This is a genomic window from Flavobacterium sp. ALJ2 (assembly GCF_015594725.1).
Taxonomy (GTDB): Bacteria; Bacteroidota; Bacteroidia; order Flavobacteriales; family Flavobacteriaceae; genus Flavobacterium.
In genome coordinates this window covers 178,536-195,671 of sequence record NZ_JADNRC010000001.1, presented here as the reverse complement: position 1 = coordinate 195,671, position 17,136 = coordinate 178,536, and the positions used below count along the sequence as shown (strand labels likewise).

The 17,136-nt window shown below is 32.6% G+C and carries 19 protein-coding genes; 3 read left to right on the top strand and 16 right to left on the bottom strand.

Annotated elements, in window-relative coordinates; all coding sequences use genetic code 11:
• Window position 1 precedes the first annotated feature (1 nt).
• From prfH to IUY40_RS00920, 4 genes are read right to left on the bottom strand one after another with little or no spacing between them, the layout of a single operon-like run.
• Window positions 2-691, bottom strand: coding sequence for a peptide chain release factor H (prfH, locus tag IUY40_RS00935; RefSeq protein ID WP_195735011.1), 690 nt, complete (start codon window positions 689-691; stop codon window positions 2-4).
• On the bottom strand, window positions 679-1,290 hold the full coding sequence (locus IUY40_RS00930) for a hypothetical protein (protein ID WP_195735010.1): 612 nt from the start codon (window positions 1,288-1,290) through the stop codon (window positions 679-681). Before IUY40_RS00930 ends, prfH begins: the two co-directional genes overlap by 13 nt.
• 16 nt (window positions 1,291-1,306) lie before the next feature.
• A complete protein-coding gene (locus IUY40_RS00925) occupies window positions 1,307-2,698 on the bottom strand; it encodes an RtcB family protein (protein ID WP_195735009.1) in 1,392 nt (463 codons plus the stop codon).
• Between the two features lie 4 nt (window positions 2,699-2,702).
• Entirely contained in the window at window positions 2,703-3,485 is a 783-nt protein-coding gene (locus IUY40_RS00920; protein WP_195735008.1) for a hypothetical protein, read from the bottom strand.
• A 492-nt stretch (window positions 3,486-3,977) separates the two neighbouring features.
• Between IUY40_RS00920 and bshC the strand changes: the two genes are divergently transcribed.
• The 3 genes from bshC to IUY40_RS00905 all read left to right on the top strand — a co-directional run bounded on the left by bshC (window position 3,978) and on the right by IUY40_RS00905 (window position 7,594).
• Window positions 3,978-5,567 carry a bacillithiol biosynthesis cysteine-adding enzyme BshC gene (gene bshC / locus IUY40_RS00915; protein ID WP_195735007.1) on the top strand — a complete coding sequence of 530 codons (1,590 nt, stop codon included), beginning with the start codon at window positions 3,978-3,980 and terminating at the stop codon, window positions 5,565-5,567.
• Window positions 5,568-5,717: 150 nt separating this feature from the next.
• Complete coding sequence (locus IUY40_RS00910; protein ID WP_195735006.1) at window positions 5,718-6,989, top strand: DUF5009 domain-containing protein; 1,272 nt, start codon at window positions 5,718-5,720, stop codon at window positions 6,987-6,989.
• A gap of 185 nt (window positions 6,990-7,174) precedes the next feature.
• Window positions 7,175-7,594, top strand: coding sequence for a nucleoside-diphosphate kinase (locus IUY40_RS00905; protein WP_035625955.1), 420 nt, complete (start codon window positions 7,175-7,177; stop codon window positions 7,592-7,594).
• Between the two features lie 116 nt (window positions 7,595-7,710).
• On the opposite strand, the gene IUY40_RS00900 is transcribed toward IUY40_RS00905, so the two are convergent.
• From IUY40_RS00900 to IUY40_RS00845, 12 genes are all read right to left on the bottom strand, one after another.
• A complete protein-coding gene (locus IUY40_RS00900) occupies window positions 7,711-8,007 on the bottom strand; it encodes a DUF721 domain-containing protein (protein WP_195735005.1) in 297 nt (98 codons plus the stop codon).
• Window positions 7,988-8,431: a lipocalin family protein gene (locus IUY40_RS00895; protein ID WP_195735004.1), complete on the bottom strand. Its 444-nt coding sequence runs from the start codon at window positions 8,429-8,431 to the stop codon at window positions 7,988-7,990. Before IUY40_RS00895 ends, IUY40_RS00900 begins: the two co-directional genes overlap by 20 nt.
• Window positions 8,432-8,949: 518 nt before the next feature.
• Window positions 8,950-9,903 (bottom strand): signal recognition particle-docking protein FtsY, encoded by a 954-nt coding sequence (ftsY, locus tag IUY40_RS00890; protein ID WP_195735003.1) that lies wholly within the window; start codon window positions 9,901-9,903, stop codon window positions 8,950-8,952.
• 315 nt (window positions 9,904-10,218) lie between these two features.
• Window positions 10,219-10,371 (bottom strand): DUF4295 domain-containing protein, encoded by a 153-nt coding sequence (locus IUY40_RS00885; RefSeq protein ID WP_195735002.1) that lies wholly within the window; start codon window positions 10,369-10,371, stop codon window positions 10,219-10,221.
• A 72-nt stretch (window positions 10,372-10,443) separates the two neighbouring features.
• Window positions 10,444-10,626: a 50S ribosomal protein L33 gene (gene rpmG / locus IUY40_RS00880; RefSeq protein ID WP_017495179.1), complete on the bottom strand. Its 183-nt coding sequence runs from the start codon at window positions 10,624-10,626 to the stop codon at window positions 10,444-10,446.
• A 27-nt stretch (window positions 10,627-10,653) separates the two neighbouring features.
• A complete protein-coding gene (gene rpmB, locus IUY40_RS00875; protein ID WP_007805815.1) occupies window positions 10,654-10,890 on the bottom strand; it encodes a 50S ribosomal protein L28 in 237 nt (78 codons plus the stop codon).
• Between the two features lie 71 nt (window positions 10,891-10,961).
• A complete protein-coding gene (locus IUY40_RS00870; RefSeq protein WP_195735001.1) occupies window positions 10,962-12,215 on the bottom strand; it encodes a CinA family nicotinamide mononucleotide deamidase-related protein in 1,254 nt (417 codons plus the stop codon).
• A gap of 198 nt (window positions 12,216-12,413) precedes the next feature.
• Complete coding sequence (locus IUY40_RS00865; RefSeq protein WP_035625977.1) at window positions 12,414-12,758, bottom strand: Hpt domain-containing protein; 345 nt, start codon at window positions 12,756-12,758, stop codon at window positions 12,414-12,416.
• Entirely contained in the window at window positions 12,758-13,369 is a 612-nt protein-coding gene (locus IUY40_RS00860) for a fumarylacetoacetate hydrolase family protein (protein ID WP_195735000.1), read from the bottom strand. Before IUY40_RS00860 ends, IUY40_RS00865 begins: the two co-directional genes overlap by 1 nt.
• A gap of 92 nt (window positions 13,370-13,461) precedes the next feature.
• Window positions 13,462-14,232: a 3'-5' exonuclease gene (locus IUY40_RS00855; protein WP_195734999.1), complete on the bottom strand. Its 771-nt coding sequence runs from the start codon at window positions 14,230-14,232 to the stop codon at window positions 13,462-13,464.
• A gap of 164 nt (window positions 14,233-14,396) precedes the next feature.
• Window positions 14,397-15,716, bottom strand: a complete 1,320-nt coding sequence (locus tag IUY40_RS00850; protein ID WP_195734998.1) for a dihydrolipoamide acetyltransferase family protein — start codon at window positions 15,714-15,716, stop codon at window positions 14,397-14,399.
• A gap of 83 nt (window positions 15,717-15,799) precedes the next feature.
• The gene (locus IUY40_RS00845) at window positions 15,800-16,963 is read right to left on the bottom strand and encodes a glycosyltransferase family 2 protein (RefSeq protein ID WP_195734997.1); all 1,164 of its coding nucleotides are present in this window, start codon (window positions 16,961-16,963) and stop codon (window positions 15,800-15,802) included.
• Between the last annotated feature and the right edge of the window lie 173 nt (window positions 16,964-17,136).

The following is a 17,136-nucleotide window of genomic DNA, read 5'->3' as shown; positions in this document are numbered from 1 at the left end:
ATTAATTATTTTCTAAGTAATCTTCTCTTTTTAATCTTTGCCTTTCCTGTTTGTAATTTTTTGTTTGTTTTTGTTTTTTAAAATCTGAACCCTGAAAAACCCGAATCGGATTACCTCGCTGAATTTGCAATTGATTCATCCATTGCGTCTGAAATTCGGCTTTAAATTGTTTGACCGTTTCATCCTTAAATTTCTGTAATAATCGCTCTGTTGCCAGTTTTTTATTCTGATGTTGCGAACGTGAATCCATGGATACAACGCTTATTCCCGTAGGGATATGAGTTGCTCTAACTGCCGAACTTACCTTATTTACATGCTGTCCTCCAGCACCCGAACTCCGCATTGCCTGATACTGAATGTCATTCTCAGAAATCTGAGTTGTTGTTGCTTTATCAACTTCAAAAATTCCGATAAACCAGTTTTTACGTTTATGAAATTTTCTAAACTGACTCTGCCCTATCCATTGGATTGTTCCAATCCAAGAATTCACAAATTCATCAAGATTATTACTTTCTAATAAAATTGTAGCTGTTTCTACTGTACCATTTTCTATTCCTGTTTCTCTTTGAAGCAAAGTACTCTTTATTTTATTGTCATTTGCTTCTTCCAAGAATATTTTTAAAACCTGAGCCACAACCCAGCTACATTCTGCTGGGCCACGACCTGATGTTATTTGAATTATTTTTTCCATTTCTCTATAATCTTCAATAGTTTTTCTCTATTTTTTGCCTCTTTTACAAATTTTGGCAAACGAGATACTAAGCTTGAACTGTAATTTATTTTTGAATTCCGTTCTCGCAAATCTGCTCCAATATACCTTTCTAAATAATCAATATGCTCTTGATTGTAAGCCCAAAATAGCTCTCCATCTACTTCTTTTTGAAACCAAAGTGGTAAATTATACCATGTATCGGTTACTAAGCCATCATTTACTTTTGAGTTTTGTAAAACCTCTTTAGTTTTAGGTTTCCATTCTTCTTGAAAGTTACAATGTGGGCATTTAGCTTTATATTTTTCAGGCTTTTCTTTTAAAAGTTGCGATTCATATTCATATTTTTCAAAACAATGATTGCAATGTGCTTTCCCATAAGCAATGTATCGATAAACGGGCTCTTTGAGTTTATAAAAACAATGTTTGCACTCAAAAACTGCAGAATAGCAACGACCGCATTCACAACCAATTTTATTTTCTCTTTTAACAGCCGATTTAGAATCACATTTCGGACATTTTACCAAAATCTCATTGGTAAAATTTCCTAAAAATCTATTTTCATCTTGAAATCGTTTCATCTTTTTAAATTTTAAATTATCTGTCCATTCGAACGATTTTTGGTGTAAACGTGCCTAACACATCCACCAATTCCGCTTGATTAGCCATTACTTTATTAATGTCCTTATACGCCATTGGTGCTTCATCAATATTTCCACCAATTAAACTCACATCGTTAGCTTTCAAGACTTTATTAATCTCACTTTGTGTAAACGATTCCTTGCATTTTCTACGAGAAAATAGTCGTCCTGCTCCATGTGATGCGGAGTTTAAACTCTCCGAATTTCCTTTTCCTTGAACAATGAATCCAGGTGCAGTCATCGAACCCGGAATAATACCAAGTTCACCTACATTTGCAGGAGTTGCGCCTTTACGGTGTACAATAGCTTCTTTACCATTTACAGTTTCTTTCCATGCAAAATTGTGGTGATTTTCGATTGTTACAACCACACGTTTACCAATTGCTTTGGCAATTCGGCGGTGGATATCATCATGGCAAGCTTTGGCATAATCTCCAGCTAAGTTCATAGCCAGCCAATACTCTTGTCCATCATGTGTATTTAAATCCAACCAAGCCAAATGCTGTACATTTTTAGGTAACGGACATTGTTTAGTTGCCAGATACGTATAATGTTTGGCAATATTAGCTCCCAAACCTCTTGATCCACTATGCGAAAGCACTGCAAAATACTCGCCTACTCCAATTTTCCACTCATTAAGTGGATTTGTAATTTTAGCAATTCCGAACTCTACAAAATGATTTCCTCCACCAGATGTACCAAGTTGTTTATATGCTTTACTTAATAAACTTTTAATAAGTGGAATATCCTGAAACTCACTTCGGCTAAACACTTCGTGATCTGCTCGTATGGTATGCGTTTCATACATTCCAAACTTCGTATTGTCTTTTAAAATTGCTTGTAATTGATGGTCTTTTCCTTTAAAAAAAGATGCAGGTATATCAAAAATCGACAAACTCATTCGGCAGCCAATATCCACTCCTACTCCATACGGAATAACAGCATTATCTGTTGCTAAAACACCGCCTATTGGCAATCCGTAACCAGAATGTGCATCAGGCATTAATGCTCCTGCAACCGAAATTGGTAATTTTAAAGCATCATACAACTGATACTTAGCCTGCTCATCTATTTCATTTTCTCCAAATATGGAAAATGGCGCACGAGTATTATTTAACTGATGCATTCGTACCTGTACCGGATTTACCAATCCTTCTGCGACCTTACCCCAAGTACCATGTCCTGTAAATTTTTCAGGCGATAGTAAAACTTCTTTGGCTTCGTTTAATATACTCTCTTTTTTTTCTCGTTTGCGGTATCTATTTATTTGCCCCAAGGCTATATTGATACTATTATTTTTTGGAAAGCCTATTTTAATCAGGTCCTTTCCGGATAATTTATTTCCCATTGTATTATTTATCTTTGGGGTCTCTTTCCCCACTATTTAGATATTCTTTTTCTTTATAATATTCATCCATTACGGTATGAATTTGTTTGTAGTCTAATGGATTTTGATATTTCAATTGTTTATTCTCTCTCCATCTCCAATTGTTCACACTTCCATGTTTCATTTTCATTATCGTATTTCGAAGAAAATTTCTTATTAGATAATTTTCTATCCTATCTATTTCACTTTCTAAAACTGCATCGACCATTTTAGTATGTGTTATCATATTTGGCCTGACACGTAATACATAGCGCCAAGGTTCATTAAATACATAATGTACTTTATAGCGTTTACAATTAGGACACCAACGTTCCCTTTTATAAAAATGTGTTTTTTCTTTCTCAGTCAAAGCTAATTTTGGGCTTCTCCATTCCGATTCTGAAAACTCTTTTAGAGTCTGAAGTTTTTCAACATATACATGTTTTCTTTTTCTCTTTTTCTTTTTCTTAAAAGATTTATCAGAAGAATATTGTACTGTATTTATCTTTTCCAATACCGTTTTATAGAACAATGCCTCTTTAGATCTTGCTATATCTTCCCTTAATACAAAATAGCGCTGCCATCCTTTTTGGTAAGGCGTTGCTAAAGGAACTAAAGGCAAACATCTTTTCTTTTTCCAAAGTTCACCTTCAAGCTTATCTAGCTGAATTAATTGTTTTTCAAAATCCTCTTTAACTAATCTCTTTTTTTGCCTTTTTTTCTTTAAACGACTACATTGGATGTAATCATCTAAAAGATAATTATCCATTTTAAAAAATTTAAATTATAGTTTTCCTGTCAAGTATTAAAAAATACAAGACAAAAGCATTTTATCTCCAATAGATAAATTGAGTTCGGGGTATCGGGAATTTTTTGAAGTGTCTAGAATAAAAAAAGCCCGAAAGTTAATTTCCTTCGGGCTTATTCATATATCTAAAATTGATTTGCTATGATTGCGAAAAGCCACGAAGACACATGACAACAGAATCTAATTCTGATGTGATGTTTTGAGAGGTAAGGTTTAATACAAACATTGTCTTCGTTATTAATTGGTTAATGATTTATTTTCTGATGCAAATTTTGCAAATTATTTTTCAAATAAACAAATTCAAAAACAAGTATTTTCTTATGCGGATTTTAACTTATTGATTTTTAGATAATTATATGTTTTTATAAAAATCAAATCATAAGCAATAGTTAAATCCATTTTTAAGTATAAATTTTGATTAAATTTACAGCTATTAAATATAAACCAATACTTATGCCAACCGACTGTATCAGCTACCAAACCTCAGGATATTTTTCAACATTGATACATGATTATTTAGAGCAAAAATCGGATTTAAAACCGCTATATAATAATTTTCCAATACTGGAAAACTTTGAGAAACAAATCATCGAAAAACAACAAAATTTCGATGATAACAATAGAGTGCCTTTGGTTTCTGTCTTAAAAGAGCAGTATGCTACGATTGAACTTTCGGATTCAACCAAACAAAATATTGAAGCATTAGCGCTTCCAAATACATTTACAGTAACAACTGGGCATCAATTAAACTTATTTAGTGGCCCTCTATATTTTTTGTATAAAATCATTTCTACAATAAACCTTACCACCGAATTAAAGTTAAAATATCCTTCTTATAACTTTGTTCCCATTTATTGGATGGCAACCGAAGATCATGATTTTGAAGAGATTAATTACTTCAATTTTAAAGGTAAAAAATTCCGATGGAATGCTGAAAGTAGTGGACCTGTAGGCAGATTATCAACAAAAGGGCTTGACGGTTTTTTCGAAATATATGCTTTAGAATTAGGTTCTAGCACTAATGCCAACGTCTTAAAAAAAATATTCAAGGAAGCTTATTTAAAGCATGATAACCTTGCAGATGCAACTCGTTATTTAGCAAATAGTTTATTTGCTTCACAAGGTTTAGTAATTCTAGATGCCGACAATACCGATTTAAAACGTGCCTTTATTCCTTATATAAAAGAAGAACTAGAATCCCAATCTTCTTATAAAGCCGTTCAGGAAACTATTGAAAAACTAAAAGATTATACAATTCAGGTAAATCCTCGTGAGATTAATTTATTTTATATCGAAGATGAATTACGCGAACGTATTATTCTTGAAAATGGAAAATATAAAATAAACAATACCCGAATTGAATTTACCAAACAAGAAATCTTCGATTTAACAGAAAGTAATCCCGAAAAATTCAGTCCAAATGTGATTATGCGTCCGCTATATCAGGAAATTATTCTACCAAATTTATGCTATATTGGCGGAGGTGGAGAAATCGCCTATTGGTTAGAATTAAAGTCCTTTTTTGAGACCGTAAAGATTACTTTTCCAATGCTTTTAATTAGAAATTCGGTACTTTTAGCAACTGAAAAACAAGTCAAAAAAGCGGATCAATTAAATCTATCATGGAGCGATTTATTCTCAAAGCAAGAAAATTTAATCAATAAAAGCACAAGAGAATTATCTCCATTTTCTATTGATTTAACACCTCAAAAAGAGATTTTACAGAAGCAATTCGAATATCTTTATGAATTGGCAAATCAAACTGACAAATCGTTTACAGGAGCTGTAAAAGCACAAGAAATTAAACAAATAAAAGGATTAGAAAACCTTGAAAAAAGATTATTAAAAGCTCAAAAAAGAAAGTTAAATGATATTTTGCAACGTATTACCAACTTGCAAAATGAATTATTCCCTAACAGAAGCTTACAGGAACGCCAAGCCAATTTTTCGGAATTTTATCTGGAAAATGGTGAAGAATTAATTCCGCTTTTAATTAAAGAATTAAAACCATTAGAATCTAATTTTAATGTTATAACAATATAAGAATCCGTTCAAAATTTAGACAGGCTCTTAAGAACAAAACAATAAAGTAATAATCATAAGAAAATAAATAACCGCTTACTTCTGAAATTATTACCCTCTAAACCAAATTAACAACTTTTAAAACAAAAACTAACCTATTACCAAAACATTATGACCAGAGAGCGTTTGATTTCACTAGATGTCTTCAGAGGATTAACTATTTTATTAATGACAATCGTCAATAATCCAGGAAGCTGGAGCGCTATTTACCCTCCTCTATTACATTCTGAGTGGCATGGTTGCACACCAACGGATTTGGTTTTTCCATTTTTCATCTTCATTATGGGAGTTGCCGTTTCTTTTGCAATGCCTACAAAAACCTTTGACAGCAAAACTTTTAATAAAATAGTAGTACGTTCGTTACGAATGTTTTGTCTTGGAATTTTCTTTAATTTCTTTGCCAAAATACAACTTTTTGGGCTCGAAGGTATTCCGTTGCTTATTGGTCGATTAATCATAACTATTGCAGTAGGATATGCATTAATGGGTAATTTTAGCTCTAAAATAAAAAATATTCTAGCCTTTTCAATCCTATTTATTTACCTCTTTTTGGCTTACAGCGGTATTGAAGCGTATCAAGACGTGAGGCTTCCAGGGGTGCTACAACGTATCGCAATTGTATATTTTGTAGTCTCTCTTTTATATTTAAAATCTAACCAAAGAACACAAATACTAGTTACTTCACTCTTATTATTAGGATATTGGGCAGTAATGGCATTAATTCCTGTTCCGGGAATTGGAGAAGCTAATTTTGATAAAGGCACCAATCTGGCTTCTTGGATAGATAGTATCTTATTAAAAGGGCATATGTACCGCGGAACCATAACATGGGATCCTGAAGGTGTTTTAAGTACAATTCCATCAATTGCGACTGGAATTATTGGTTTACTTATTGGTCAGTTATTACACCTTTCTATACCCAAAATAGAGATTGCTAAAAAAATGGCAATCATTGGTATAATTCTAATCATTGTTGCTCAAATTTGGAGTATTGTTTTTCCAATAAACAAATCCTTATGGACAAGTACATACGTATTATATACTGCGGGGCTAGCAACTACTTGTCTAGCATTGTTATATTATCTTATTGATATTTTAAACTTAAAAAAAGGAATTAAATTATTCTTGATTTGGGGAGTAAATCCAATGATTGTATTTTTCTTTTCTCAAATTATCCCGCAAGGATTGGTAATGGTTCAATTTAAAAACCCACATAATCCGGATCAACAAATCAATCTTTTAGATTATTTATATCGTTTTGGAATTGCACCATTTTTCAGTAATCCAATGACAGCTTCATTAGCTGGTGCCCTCACATATGTTGCTATTTGGACATTCATTTTATGGATTTTCTACAAGAACAAACTTATTTTTAAGGTTTAATTTCCTTAACCATATATGCAAAACACAGACACACTGCAGTGTGTCTGTACTAGTACATTGCAATCGATTCGCTATTTCTAAACATTAATTATCATAAAGACAGCCTGTGTAGTTTTAATTATGAATTTATTAAATTGAATTCATAAAAAAAGTCTATTTTTGCACAAAATTTAATAAAAACAAAAATGGCAACAAATAGAACTTTTACAATGATTAAGCCAGATGCAGTTCAAAACGGACACATCGGAAATATCTTAGCAATGATTACTAATGGAGGATTTAAAATCGTTTCATTAAAATTAACTCAATTAACTGTAGCTGATGCTCAAGCATTTTATGCTGTTCATGCTGCAAGACCTTTCTACGGAGAATTAGTAGAATTTATGTCTCGCGGACCAATTGTTGCTGCAATTTTAGAAAAAGACAACGCTGTTGAAGATTTCAGAACTTTAATCGGAGCTACAAACCCTGCTGAAGCTGCTGAAGGAACAATTCGTAAAGCATATGCAACTTCTATCGGAGAAAATGCAGTTCACGGTTCTGATAGCGACGAAAATGCTGCTATCGAAGGTGCATTCCATTTTGCAGGAAGAGAGCAATTCTAGTATTCAGTAAATCAGTCACAGTTTTACTATGACAGTTTACATCATAAAAAAAGTCCCATTTCAAATGAAATGGGACTTTTTTATATAACTCTGTTTGTACTGAGACTGAAAACTATCTATCTCAAAACTACATCACGAACTACATCTCTACGCAATTCTTCATTTATCATTGTAATGATTTTTGATTTTCCATGAGTCAGTTCCTCTCTTAAAACTGATGATGTAAGTTCTACATATAATGTAGTTCCTTTTAAAACTACATTTCGGGTATAACTATTTACACCATTCCCCATCAGTTGTCGCCATGCCTCTTTTACATCAATCTGATCCATACCAGGCTGGAGCTTATTTACCTGGATAATTTTTTGCAAAATATCACCAACGCTACTCTGATTATTTAGTCTTTTTGCCATTGTCTGTAATATTAATTGGTCCTGCTTTTTTATAATGATACTCTTTCTTCTCCGCATTTAACAGCACTAATTCACTATCTGTTAAAGCAATTAATTCTTCACTCCATTTCATATAAGGTGTTGAATAGTCTAAAAAGGCTTTACCTTCTTTAAATCTAACTTTTACATCCTCATGCACATCATTTGTTACAAAAGTTCCATCCAATTGTGGCATTACTTTTTGGCGAGTTCCTGCATTATCAGATCCGATCATAAAATAATCATAGCTCTCATTCATTCCATAATCTTTATCCTCACCCTTGTCAAAAACTACTTTTTCAATCTCCCAATATCCATTTAATTTAGCAATATCGGCAGGCTCTATTTTCTGTTGACAAGCAACAAACAAAAATGATACTAAGAGAATTTTAAATACATTTTTCATTATAATTTATTTATTTTTGAGAAGCTACTTCCTGCTATTCGCTATATCTTTATTATGAAAAAGAAATCACAATAAAGGATACCGCTCCTATCAGGGCTAAAACTTCACGGTAATTATGGATGCTTTTTATTAAACACAAAGTTAACTTTATAAAATTGATAAAGAAGAAAAAAATGCCAAAACCCAATAAACTATTCCATTTATTCAGACTTATCTATAAAGCAAAAAAACCAACGAATACGATAAGTTTTCCTTGGTTTTTTATACATTAAACAAAGCTTATCCTAATAACGAAAAGCTTTATATTATAAAACGACATTAAAAATATCTCCTTATTAAATCATCTTTTTGTTTGTATCCTTCTAAGAAGACCAAGAAGAAACAAAATAACACCTATTATCAATAAAATGTAATATACTGTTAGATTTTGTTCTCTAAAAATATTAGACAAAACAAAAGAAAGGATGCTGCCAAAATAAAAATATATTGGAGGAATAGTATTAAAACTCATCTTGAAATTATTTAAAGAAACTATCTATAAACTCGTACTTATTAAAAACCTGTAAGTCTTCAATTCCTTCACCAACACCAATGTATTTTACAGGAATTTTAAACTGATCCGAAATACCAATTACAACACCACCTTTGGCAGTGCCATCTAATTTGGTTACAGCTAGGGCTGTTACTTCGGTTGCTGCTGTAAACTGCTTAGCTTGTTCAAAAGCATTTTGACCAGTTGAACCATCCAAAACCAAAAGTACATCGTGCGGTGCATCGGCTACAACTTTTTGCATTACGCGTTTTACTTTTGTAAGTTCGTTCATCAAATTAATTTTGTTGTGTAAACGCCCTGCAGTATCAATTATTACTACATCTGCATTTTGTGCTACTGCAGATTGTAAGGTATCAAATGCTACTGATGCTGGATCACTACCCATATTTTGTCTTACAATCGGCACATCTACACGATCAGCCCAAATTTGCAATTGGTCAATTGCTGCTGCACGAAAAGTATCTGCTGCACCTAACACTACTTTATAACCCGCTTTTTTAAACTGATAAGCTAATTTCCCTATAGTTGTAGTCTTTCCTACTCCATTTACCCCTACCACCATTAAAACATATGGCTTTGTCTGAATAGGAATAAGAAATTCGGTAGCCTCTCCTGTGTTAGTTTCTGACAATAAACCTGCAATTTCTTCTCGCAAGATTTGATTTAACTCATCAATACCAAGATATTTATCGGCTGCTACTCGGCTTTCTATTCGGGTAATAATTTTTAGAGTTGTCTCTACTCCAACATCCGACGAAACTAGGATTTCTTCCAAATTATCTAAGACGTCGTCATCGACTTTAGATTTACCAGCTACTGCTTTACTTAATTTAGAAAAGAAAGATGTTTTTGATTTCTCAAGACTCTTGTCTAATGTCTCTTTTTTGTCGGATGAAAATATTTTTTTAAAAAAACTCATTTTATATAGGTTGTTAGTTTTTAGAATTATTTAGATTTTTCTCACAATCTACAACAATTCTAGAGTTTAAAGAAGACCAAATGACTTTAATTAGCTCCAATTACTTCATATGATTTCCAATTTCATAAGAATTAAGCAAACTATGCTTGCTAAAAACCCTTTCCGTTCTGGGGCTCAGAACAAACAATTGTAATAAAAGTGAAACATTGATTAAAAAGAGCTTTTGTATGGTTTCTCTAAATCTTGAGACAAATATAAAAAATAAAAAAGCTACTTCCGAATGAAAGTAGCTTTTCTATATATTGTAATTGTTAATTATTTCTTTTTCAAGAAAGTATCAATTTCTTCAGGAGCCATAATAGATTCTACGAATGTATATGCACCAGTTTTTGGAGATTTCACCATTTTGATGGCTTTTGATAATCTCTTAGAAGCTGTTTGTAACGATGCTACGGTTTTCTTTGCCATGATTCAAATGTTATTTGAAGTTTTTATAAAGCTCTAATGGAAAACCATTGAGATTTATAAAATCTCTAATTATTACTTAATTTCTTTGTGAACAGTTACACGTTTCAAGATTGGATTAAATTTCTTAATCTCTAATCTGTCTGGAGTATTTTTTTTGTTCTTTGTTGTAATGTATCTTGAAGTTCCTGCTACACCAGAAGTCTTGTGTTCAGTGCATTCTAAAATTACTTGGATTCTATTACCTTTCTTTGCCATCTTGCTATATATTTATTTTGGAAAAGATTATTTGATAAATCCTTCTGACTGCGCTTTTTTCAAAACTGCAGAAATTCCATTTTTATTAATTGTTTTTATCGTAGATGCTGCTACTCTAAGAGTAATCCATCTATCTTCTTCTGGAAGATAAAAACGCTTTTTAACTAAGTTCACAGAAAATTTTCTCTTAGTTTTGTTCATAGCGTGAGAAACGTTATTTCCTACCATCGCTCTTTTACCTGTAAGGTCACAAACTCTTGACATTATACTTATGTTTTATCGTTATTCAAAATCAGGGTGCAAAGAAAAGAAAAATAAACGATTGAAACAAAAAATTAGTGCACATTTTTTAAAATTTCTTTCTGTAACATTTCTAAACTTTTAATCACAGCCCTATCTATCACTTTTTCACGTGGTTGACCAAAATTAAATTCTTCCACAATTACATCGTTTGGAGTTGCAATTGCGATAAAAACTGTACCAATCTCTGCATTTGAGTCTCCTTTTGTCGGTCCGGCGTTCCCAGTTGTCGCTATACCATAATCCGTTTTCATTAGGCGTTTTACATTCAAAGCCATCGACGAAGCCACCGCTGCACTTACGACAGAATTTTCTTCTATTAAATTAGCTGAGACACCCAAAACAGTCGTTTTTAACTCGGTTGAGTAAGGAACAATACCACCTCTAAAATAACCTGACGCTCCAGAAACTGCAGACAAAAGCGATGCTATTTTTCCTCCTGTACAACTTTCAGCAGTTGCTATTGTTTTTCCTTTCTTAATTAGTAACTGCCCTACCACTAGCTCAATAGTTTCATTATCATCGAAACCGACTATAATATCATTAATAATCGCATCTAGTGATTGTACATTGGACTCAATAGCCGCTTCTAGCATATCTTTATCTGTGCCTCGTGCCGAAAGTCGCAATCGCACTCTTCCGGGATTGGGCAAATAAGCTAACTTTATAAAATCTGGCAAATTATTCTCCCATTCCTCGATACGCTCTGCCACTAAACTTTCACCCTGTCCATAGGTAAGTATCGTTTTATGAATAATATATGGTCGTTCATATTCTTTTACAACCTTTGGAACTATAACACTTTCTACCAAATATTTCATTTCATAAGGAACTCCCGGAAGAGAAACAAAAACAGTGTTTTCTTTTTTCATCCACATTCCTGGTGCTGTCCCCATCTTATTATGAAGCACTGTGCATTTTGAAGGAACCAACGCTTGATCTTTATTCATTTGAGTAATCGGTCGCTTATAAAAACCTTCTATCAACTCTGTGACATGCGCTAAAACTTCTGGATTCACTACTAATTCATCTTCAAAATAATCACAAAATGTTTTTTTAGTCACATCATCTTTAGTTGGCCCTAAACCTCCTGTAATAATGACCAAATCAACTTTGTTTTGCAATTGAGAAAATGTATTTAAAATATGCTCTTTATCATCACTTATCGAAATCATCTCATGGATTTCGACTCCAATTCTATCCAAAGATTTGGCTATAAAACCAGAATTTGTGTCTACAATTTGTCCTATTAGGATTTCATCACCAATTGTTATTATTGTTGCTTTCATGTATCTGAAGTTCAAATTACTATATTTAGATTATTTCTCGCAAGGAATTATATAGAGGACAGTAATAGATATCCTTTTTATCGCGAAGTAATACGAAGAAAGAAAATTAATTCACTAACCTTTGTATTCAATTATGCGGTTAGTGAATTTTATATATGGATAATTTACCTGACACTTCAGGAAGATCATCTTTAATTTTTAGAGATCAAAGTCTTTCTTAATTTCTTTAATCGCTTCTTTTACTTGATTTTTTATACTCTTAAAAGTTTCTTCAATAGCTTTTTTCTTGCCTTCTGCCTTTGTCCAAGCTTCAACTTGAAGAATCTCTTCAAAAGCAACATTAAGCCCCAACAAATCAAGTGTTGGCTTTATCTTATGCGCATAGGCATATGCGTGCTTATGATCTTTCTTTTTTATTCCTTCTTTAATTTGTTTTAAATCTTCGGGAACTTCGGTTACAAACAAATTAAGAATTTCATTTACAAATTCCGGATCGTTATCTGAAAGTGCGTACACTTTTGAAAGGTTGTATTTTAAAGCCATTATTTTACTTGTATTCTGAATAATTTTTTTCCTTCTAAAAATCCTTCTAAAACATCATCTGGTTTTACGGCCGCAACTCCTTCTGGAGTTCCTGTAAAAATAATATCTCCAATTTTCAACGTAAAATATTGAGAAACATATGAAATAAGCTCATCAATTTTCCACAACATCATATTGGAATTTCCTTTTTGAACGCTCTTAGAATTATTTGTTAATTCAAATGTAATATTTTCCAATGAACTAAATTGACTCTTAGGCAAAAAATCGCCTATTACTGCCGAACCATCAAAAGCTTTTGCTTTTTCCCAAGGTAATCCTTTCTCCTTCAATTTAGCCTGTAAATCTCTAGCAGTAAAATCAATACCTACACTAATTTCGTCGTAATATTTATGCGCAAACTTTGGTTCTATGTACTTCCCCACCTTGTTAATTTTAACAATTAACTCTATTTCGTGATGAATATCCTCAGAAAATTCAGGTATCACGAATGGGTGCTGCTTTAACAAAACTGCCGAATCGGGCTTCATAAATACAACTGGTTCCGTTGGTCGTTCGTTTTGTAACTCTTCGATATGATTGGTATAATTTCTACCGATACAGATTATCTTCATTCTATTTAAGTTGCTAAGTCACTAAGTTACTAAGCCACTAAGAAACCCAAGCACAAAAACTCAGAACCTTAGAACCTTATTTTCTTAGAATCTTATTTTGTGTTTAACTTTCTTAATTTAATAGCTGTCAGTACCTTTTTAGTATACAAAGGAAAGTCTGCATTTTGGATCCAACTAAAATACCCTGGCTCTGTTTCAAGGATCTTTTCTACTTTTGCTCCTTTATGTTTTCCGAAAGTAAAAACTTCTTCATCATCTTTATCAAAAGCAATCATTCCTGCAAAATCAGCTATTTTCTTTCTGGTTGTAAACTCCGATAATGACTTCATGTCATTTTCCAATTCTGGATAACGATCTAATTGCGCTTTAAGAATTTCATATGTCGCCATGGTATCTGCTTCTGCAGAATGCGCATTCTCTAAGCTTTTCCCGCAATAAAACTTCAAGGCAGCACTTAATGTTCTTTCTTCCATTTTATGAAAAATTGTCTGCACATCAACTGAGCATTTATTTTTCATATCAAAATCCACACCCGCACGCAACAGCTCTTCTGCCAACAACGGAATATCAAAACGATCTGAATTAAATCCAGCCAAATCGCTATCTTTTATCATATTATAAACCTGTGGTGCTAATACCGTAAACGTAGGTTCATTTGCCACTTTTTCATCGGTAATCCCATGAACAGCGGTAGTTTGTGGCGGAATTGGAATTGTAGGATTCACCAACCAAGTTTTACTTTCTTTATTTCCGTTTGGAAAAACTTTAAATATTGAAATTTCTACTATTCTGTCTTTTCCGATGTCAATCCCTGTAGTTTCAAGGTCAAAAAAGCAAATTGGTTTATTGAGTTTCAGTTCCATTTTTTAATTTTATAAGTTTACAAATATAATTTTTAAAGCCGAATTTCACTTGTTTTTTTCAGAAAGTTGCCGATTACCTTCTGTAATGCAAAAATGTTGCAAAAAGAAAACCCTTTCAACATTTAAAACGTTAAAAGGGTTAATTATTTATAAGATTGAATTTTCTAGAAGTCTCTATTTACATCAAAAGCCTCTAAATATTCAGCTACTCTCTTCACAAAACTTCCCCCTAATGCTCCATCTACAACTCGATGGTCATAACTGTGTGAAAGGAACATTTTTTGACGAATCCCGATAAAATCTCCTTCTGGAGTTTCTATAACTGCTGGTACTTTACGGATTGCTCCTAACGCTAAAATACCTACTTGTGGCTGATTAATAATTGGTGTTCCAAAAACACTTCCAAAGGTCCCTACATTCGTTACCGTATAAGTTCCTCCTTGAGTATCGTCTGGTTTTAGTTTTCCTGCTTTTGCACGATTACCCAAATCATTAACCGCTTTTGCCATTCCAACAAGGTTTAGCTGATCTGCATTTTTAATTACTGGAACAATTAAATTTCCATTTGGTAAAGCAGCTGCCATTCCTAAGTTAATATTTTTCTTTTTGATGATATAATCACCATCAACTGAGATATTCATTCCAGGGAAGTCTTTTAATGCTTTCGCAACGGCTTCCATCATAATTGGTGTAAAAGTTAACTTCTCTCCTTCTCTTTTCTCAAAAGCAGTTTTAACTTTTTCTCTCCATTTTACAATATTTGTTACATCCACCTCAATAAACGATTGTACGTGTGCTGATGTTTGAACTGAAGCCACCATATAACCAGAAATAAGCTTACGCATTCTGTCCATTTCTATGATTTCGTCACCTCCATTTACTGAAACTGGCGCCGCTTTTGAAACTACTTGCTCTTGCACTTTAACTGGTGCAGCAACAGCAACTTTCACTTCTACCTTTGGAGTTTCTACTTTATTTTTTCTACCAGCCACATAAGCCAATATATCTTCTTTGGTCACACGACCGTCTTTTCCTGAACCATTTATACTTTCTAACTCCGCGATAGAAACATTTTCTTCTTTAGCAATATTTTTCACCAAAGGAGAAAAGAATTTATCTGAAGTAGTATAATCTGCTGGAGCTGCAACTTCTTTAGCCGCTTCGATTGTTTTTTCGATAGTAGCAACTTCTGCAGGGGCATTTGTTTCTTCTGCTACTGTATCAACTAAAAATGACGATCCTCCTTCTGTTTCAATAATGGCAATAGTCTGCCCTACTTGTACCAAATCGTCTTTGCCAAACAATTGCTCAATCAAAATTCCCGAAACCTCACTCGGCACTTCGCTATCTACTTTATCAGTGGCGATTTCCAGTACTGCTTCATCCATTTCAATTTTGTCTCCAACTTGTTTCAACCAATTTGTGATTGTTGCTTCAGCGACACTTTCTCCCATTTTCGGAAGTTTTAATTCAAATCTTGCCATATTGTTAACCTAAAAGGTGATTTTGATTTTCAGATTACGAAATTACTGAAAAATTTAAATATAATTTACATTAAATATAATTTTTATGCGATTTTAACGACTTTACCTCTATCATTACTTGAATCACTTCCGATTAAAAAAGCAGTAGTTTTGGGTAAAATTTTAAAAGTAATCTTCTTATGTCTTTCCGTTTTTAAGATATCGATACATTTCTTGAATGATATGTATTGATTATCCAAAATTACCTCTGCTCCTTTTGCTATGTAAATCAGGGACGAATTTACCATTTTTTCTTTTTTTAAATCACAAAATGTAACTTTATTTCGCAAAATTGAACTCAAATTTTCGGCTAATTTATCATTTGAACTATATAAAAAAAACTCTTTTGGTGTTGTTTCTATCATTACTTTTCCCTGAATCATTTTGAGAATAGAAAAAAAAACAATTCCTATTTTCATAAAAAGTGAGAACAAAAAAGAAACTTTAAAATGTTTCTTATAAAAGAAATTCATTGCCTCCTGAAAACGCTTCATGTATTTCCCATCCTTTATAGTACTTTCTCCTTTATAGTGAATTACAGTAGTTTCTGAAAAATAATAATTCGCTTTTCCTTTTTTTAAAACCATATATGATAAATCAATATCATCAGAATACATAAAACAATCTTCATCGAAACCTCCAACTTCATTATACAAATCTCGTTTCATTATCATAAAAGCACCAACGAGTATTTCTACTTTTCCCGTTTGGTTTTCTTGTAAATGTTGCGCATAATATTTATTGCAGTATTTTGATTTGGGGAAAATCTTATACAATCCTGCAATTTTGGTAAAAGCTACCCAAGGAGTTGGAATACCACGCTTGCTCTCTGGAAGAAAATTACCTGTTCCATCAATAAGATTTACGCCTATTATTCCTAAATCATGTTGCTTTTTAGCAAAGGCCAATACTTTTGTAAATGTATCTTCGGCAACTACAGTATCTGGGTTTAAAATACACAAATACTCTCCATTCGCCTGAGAAACCCCTATATTATTTCCTTTTGGGAAGCCTAAATTTTCTTTATTCTCAATCAATTTTATAGCAGGAAATCGACTGCGAATCATCTCACAGCTATTATCTGAAGAATTATTATCTATTACAATAATTTCACTATCAATATTCTCAAGCGCCTGTTGCACACTTAAAACACATTGTTCTAAAAAATAACGTACATTGTAATTGAGGATAATAACCGATAATTGCATGTAATAATTGAGCTATGTTTTTTTGGGAAAGTTAAAAATTTTATACTAATCCTAGCTGTGAAGACGAATCTTTTTTAGTAACTCTAAAATGACATGAAATACGAAATATAAAGATATTAAATACAAACTGTCACTAAAACTAAACACAGCTTATCATTATAATACAATCTCTT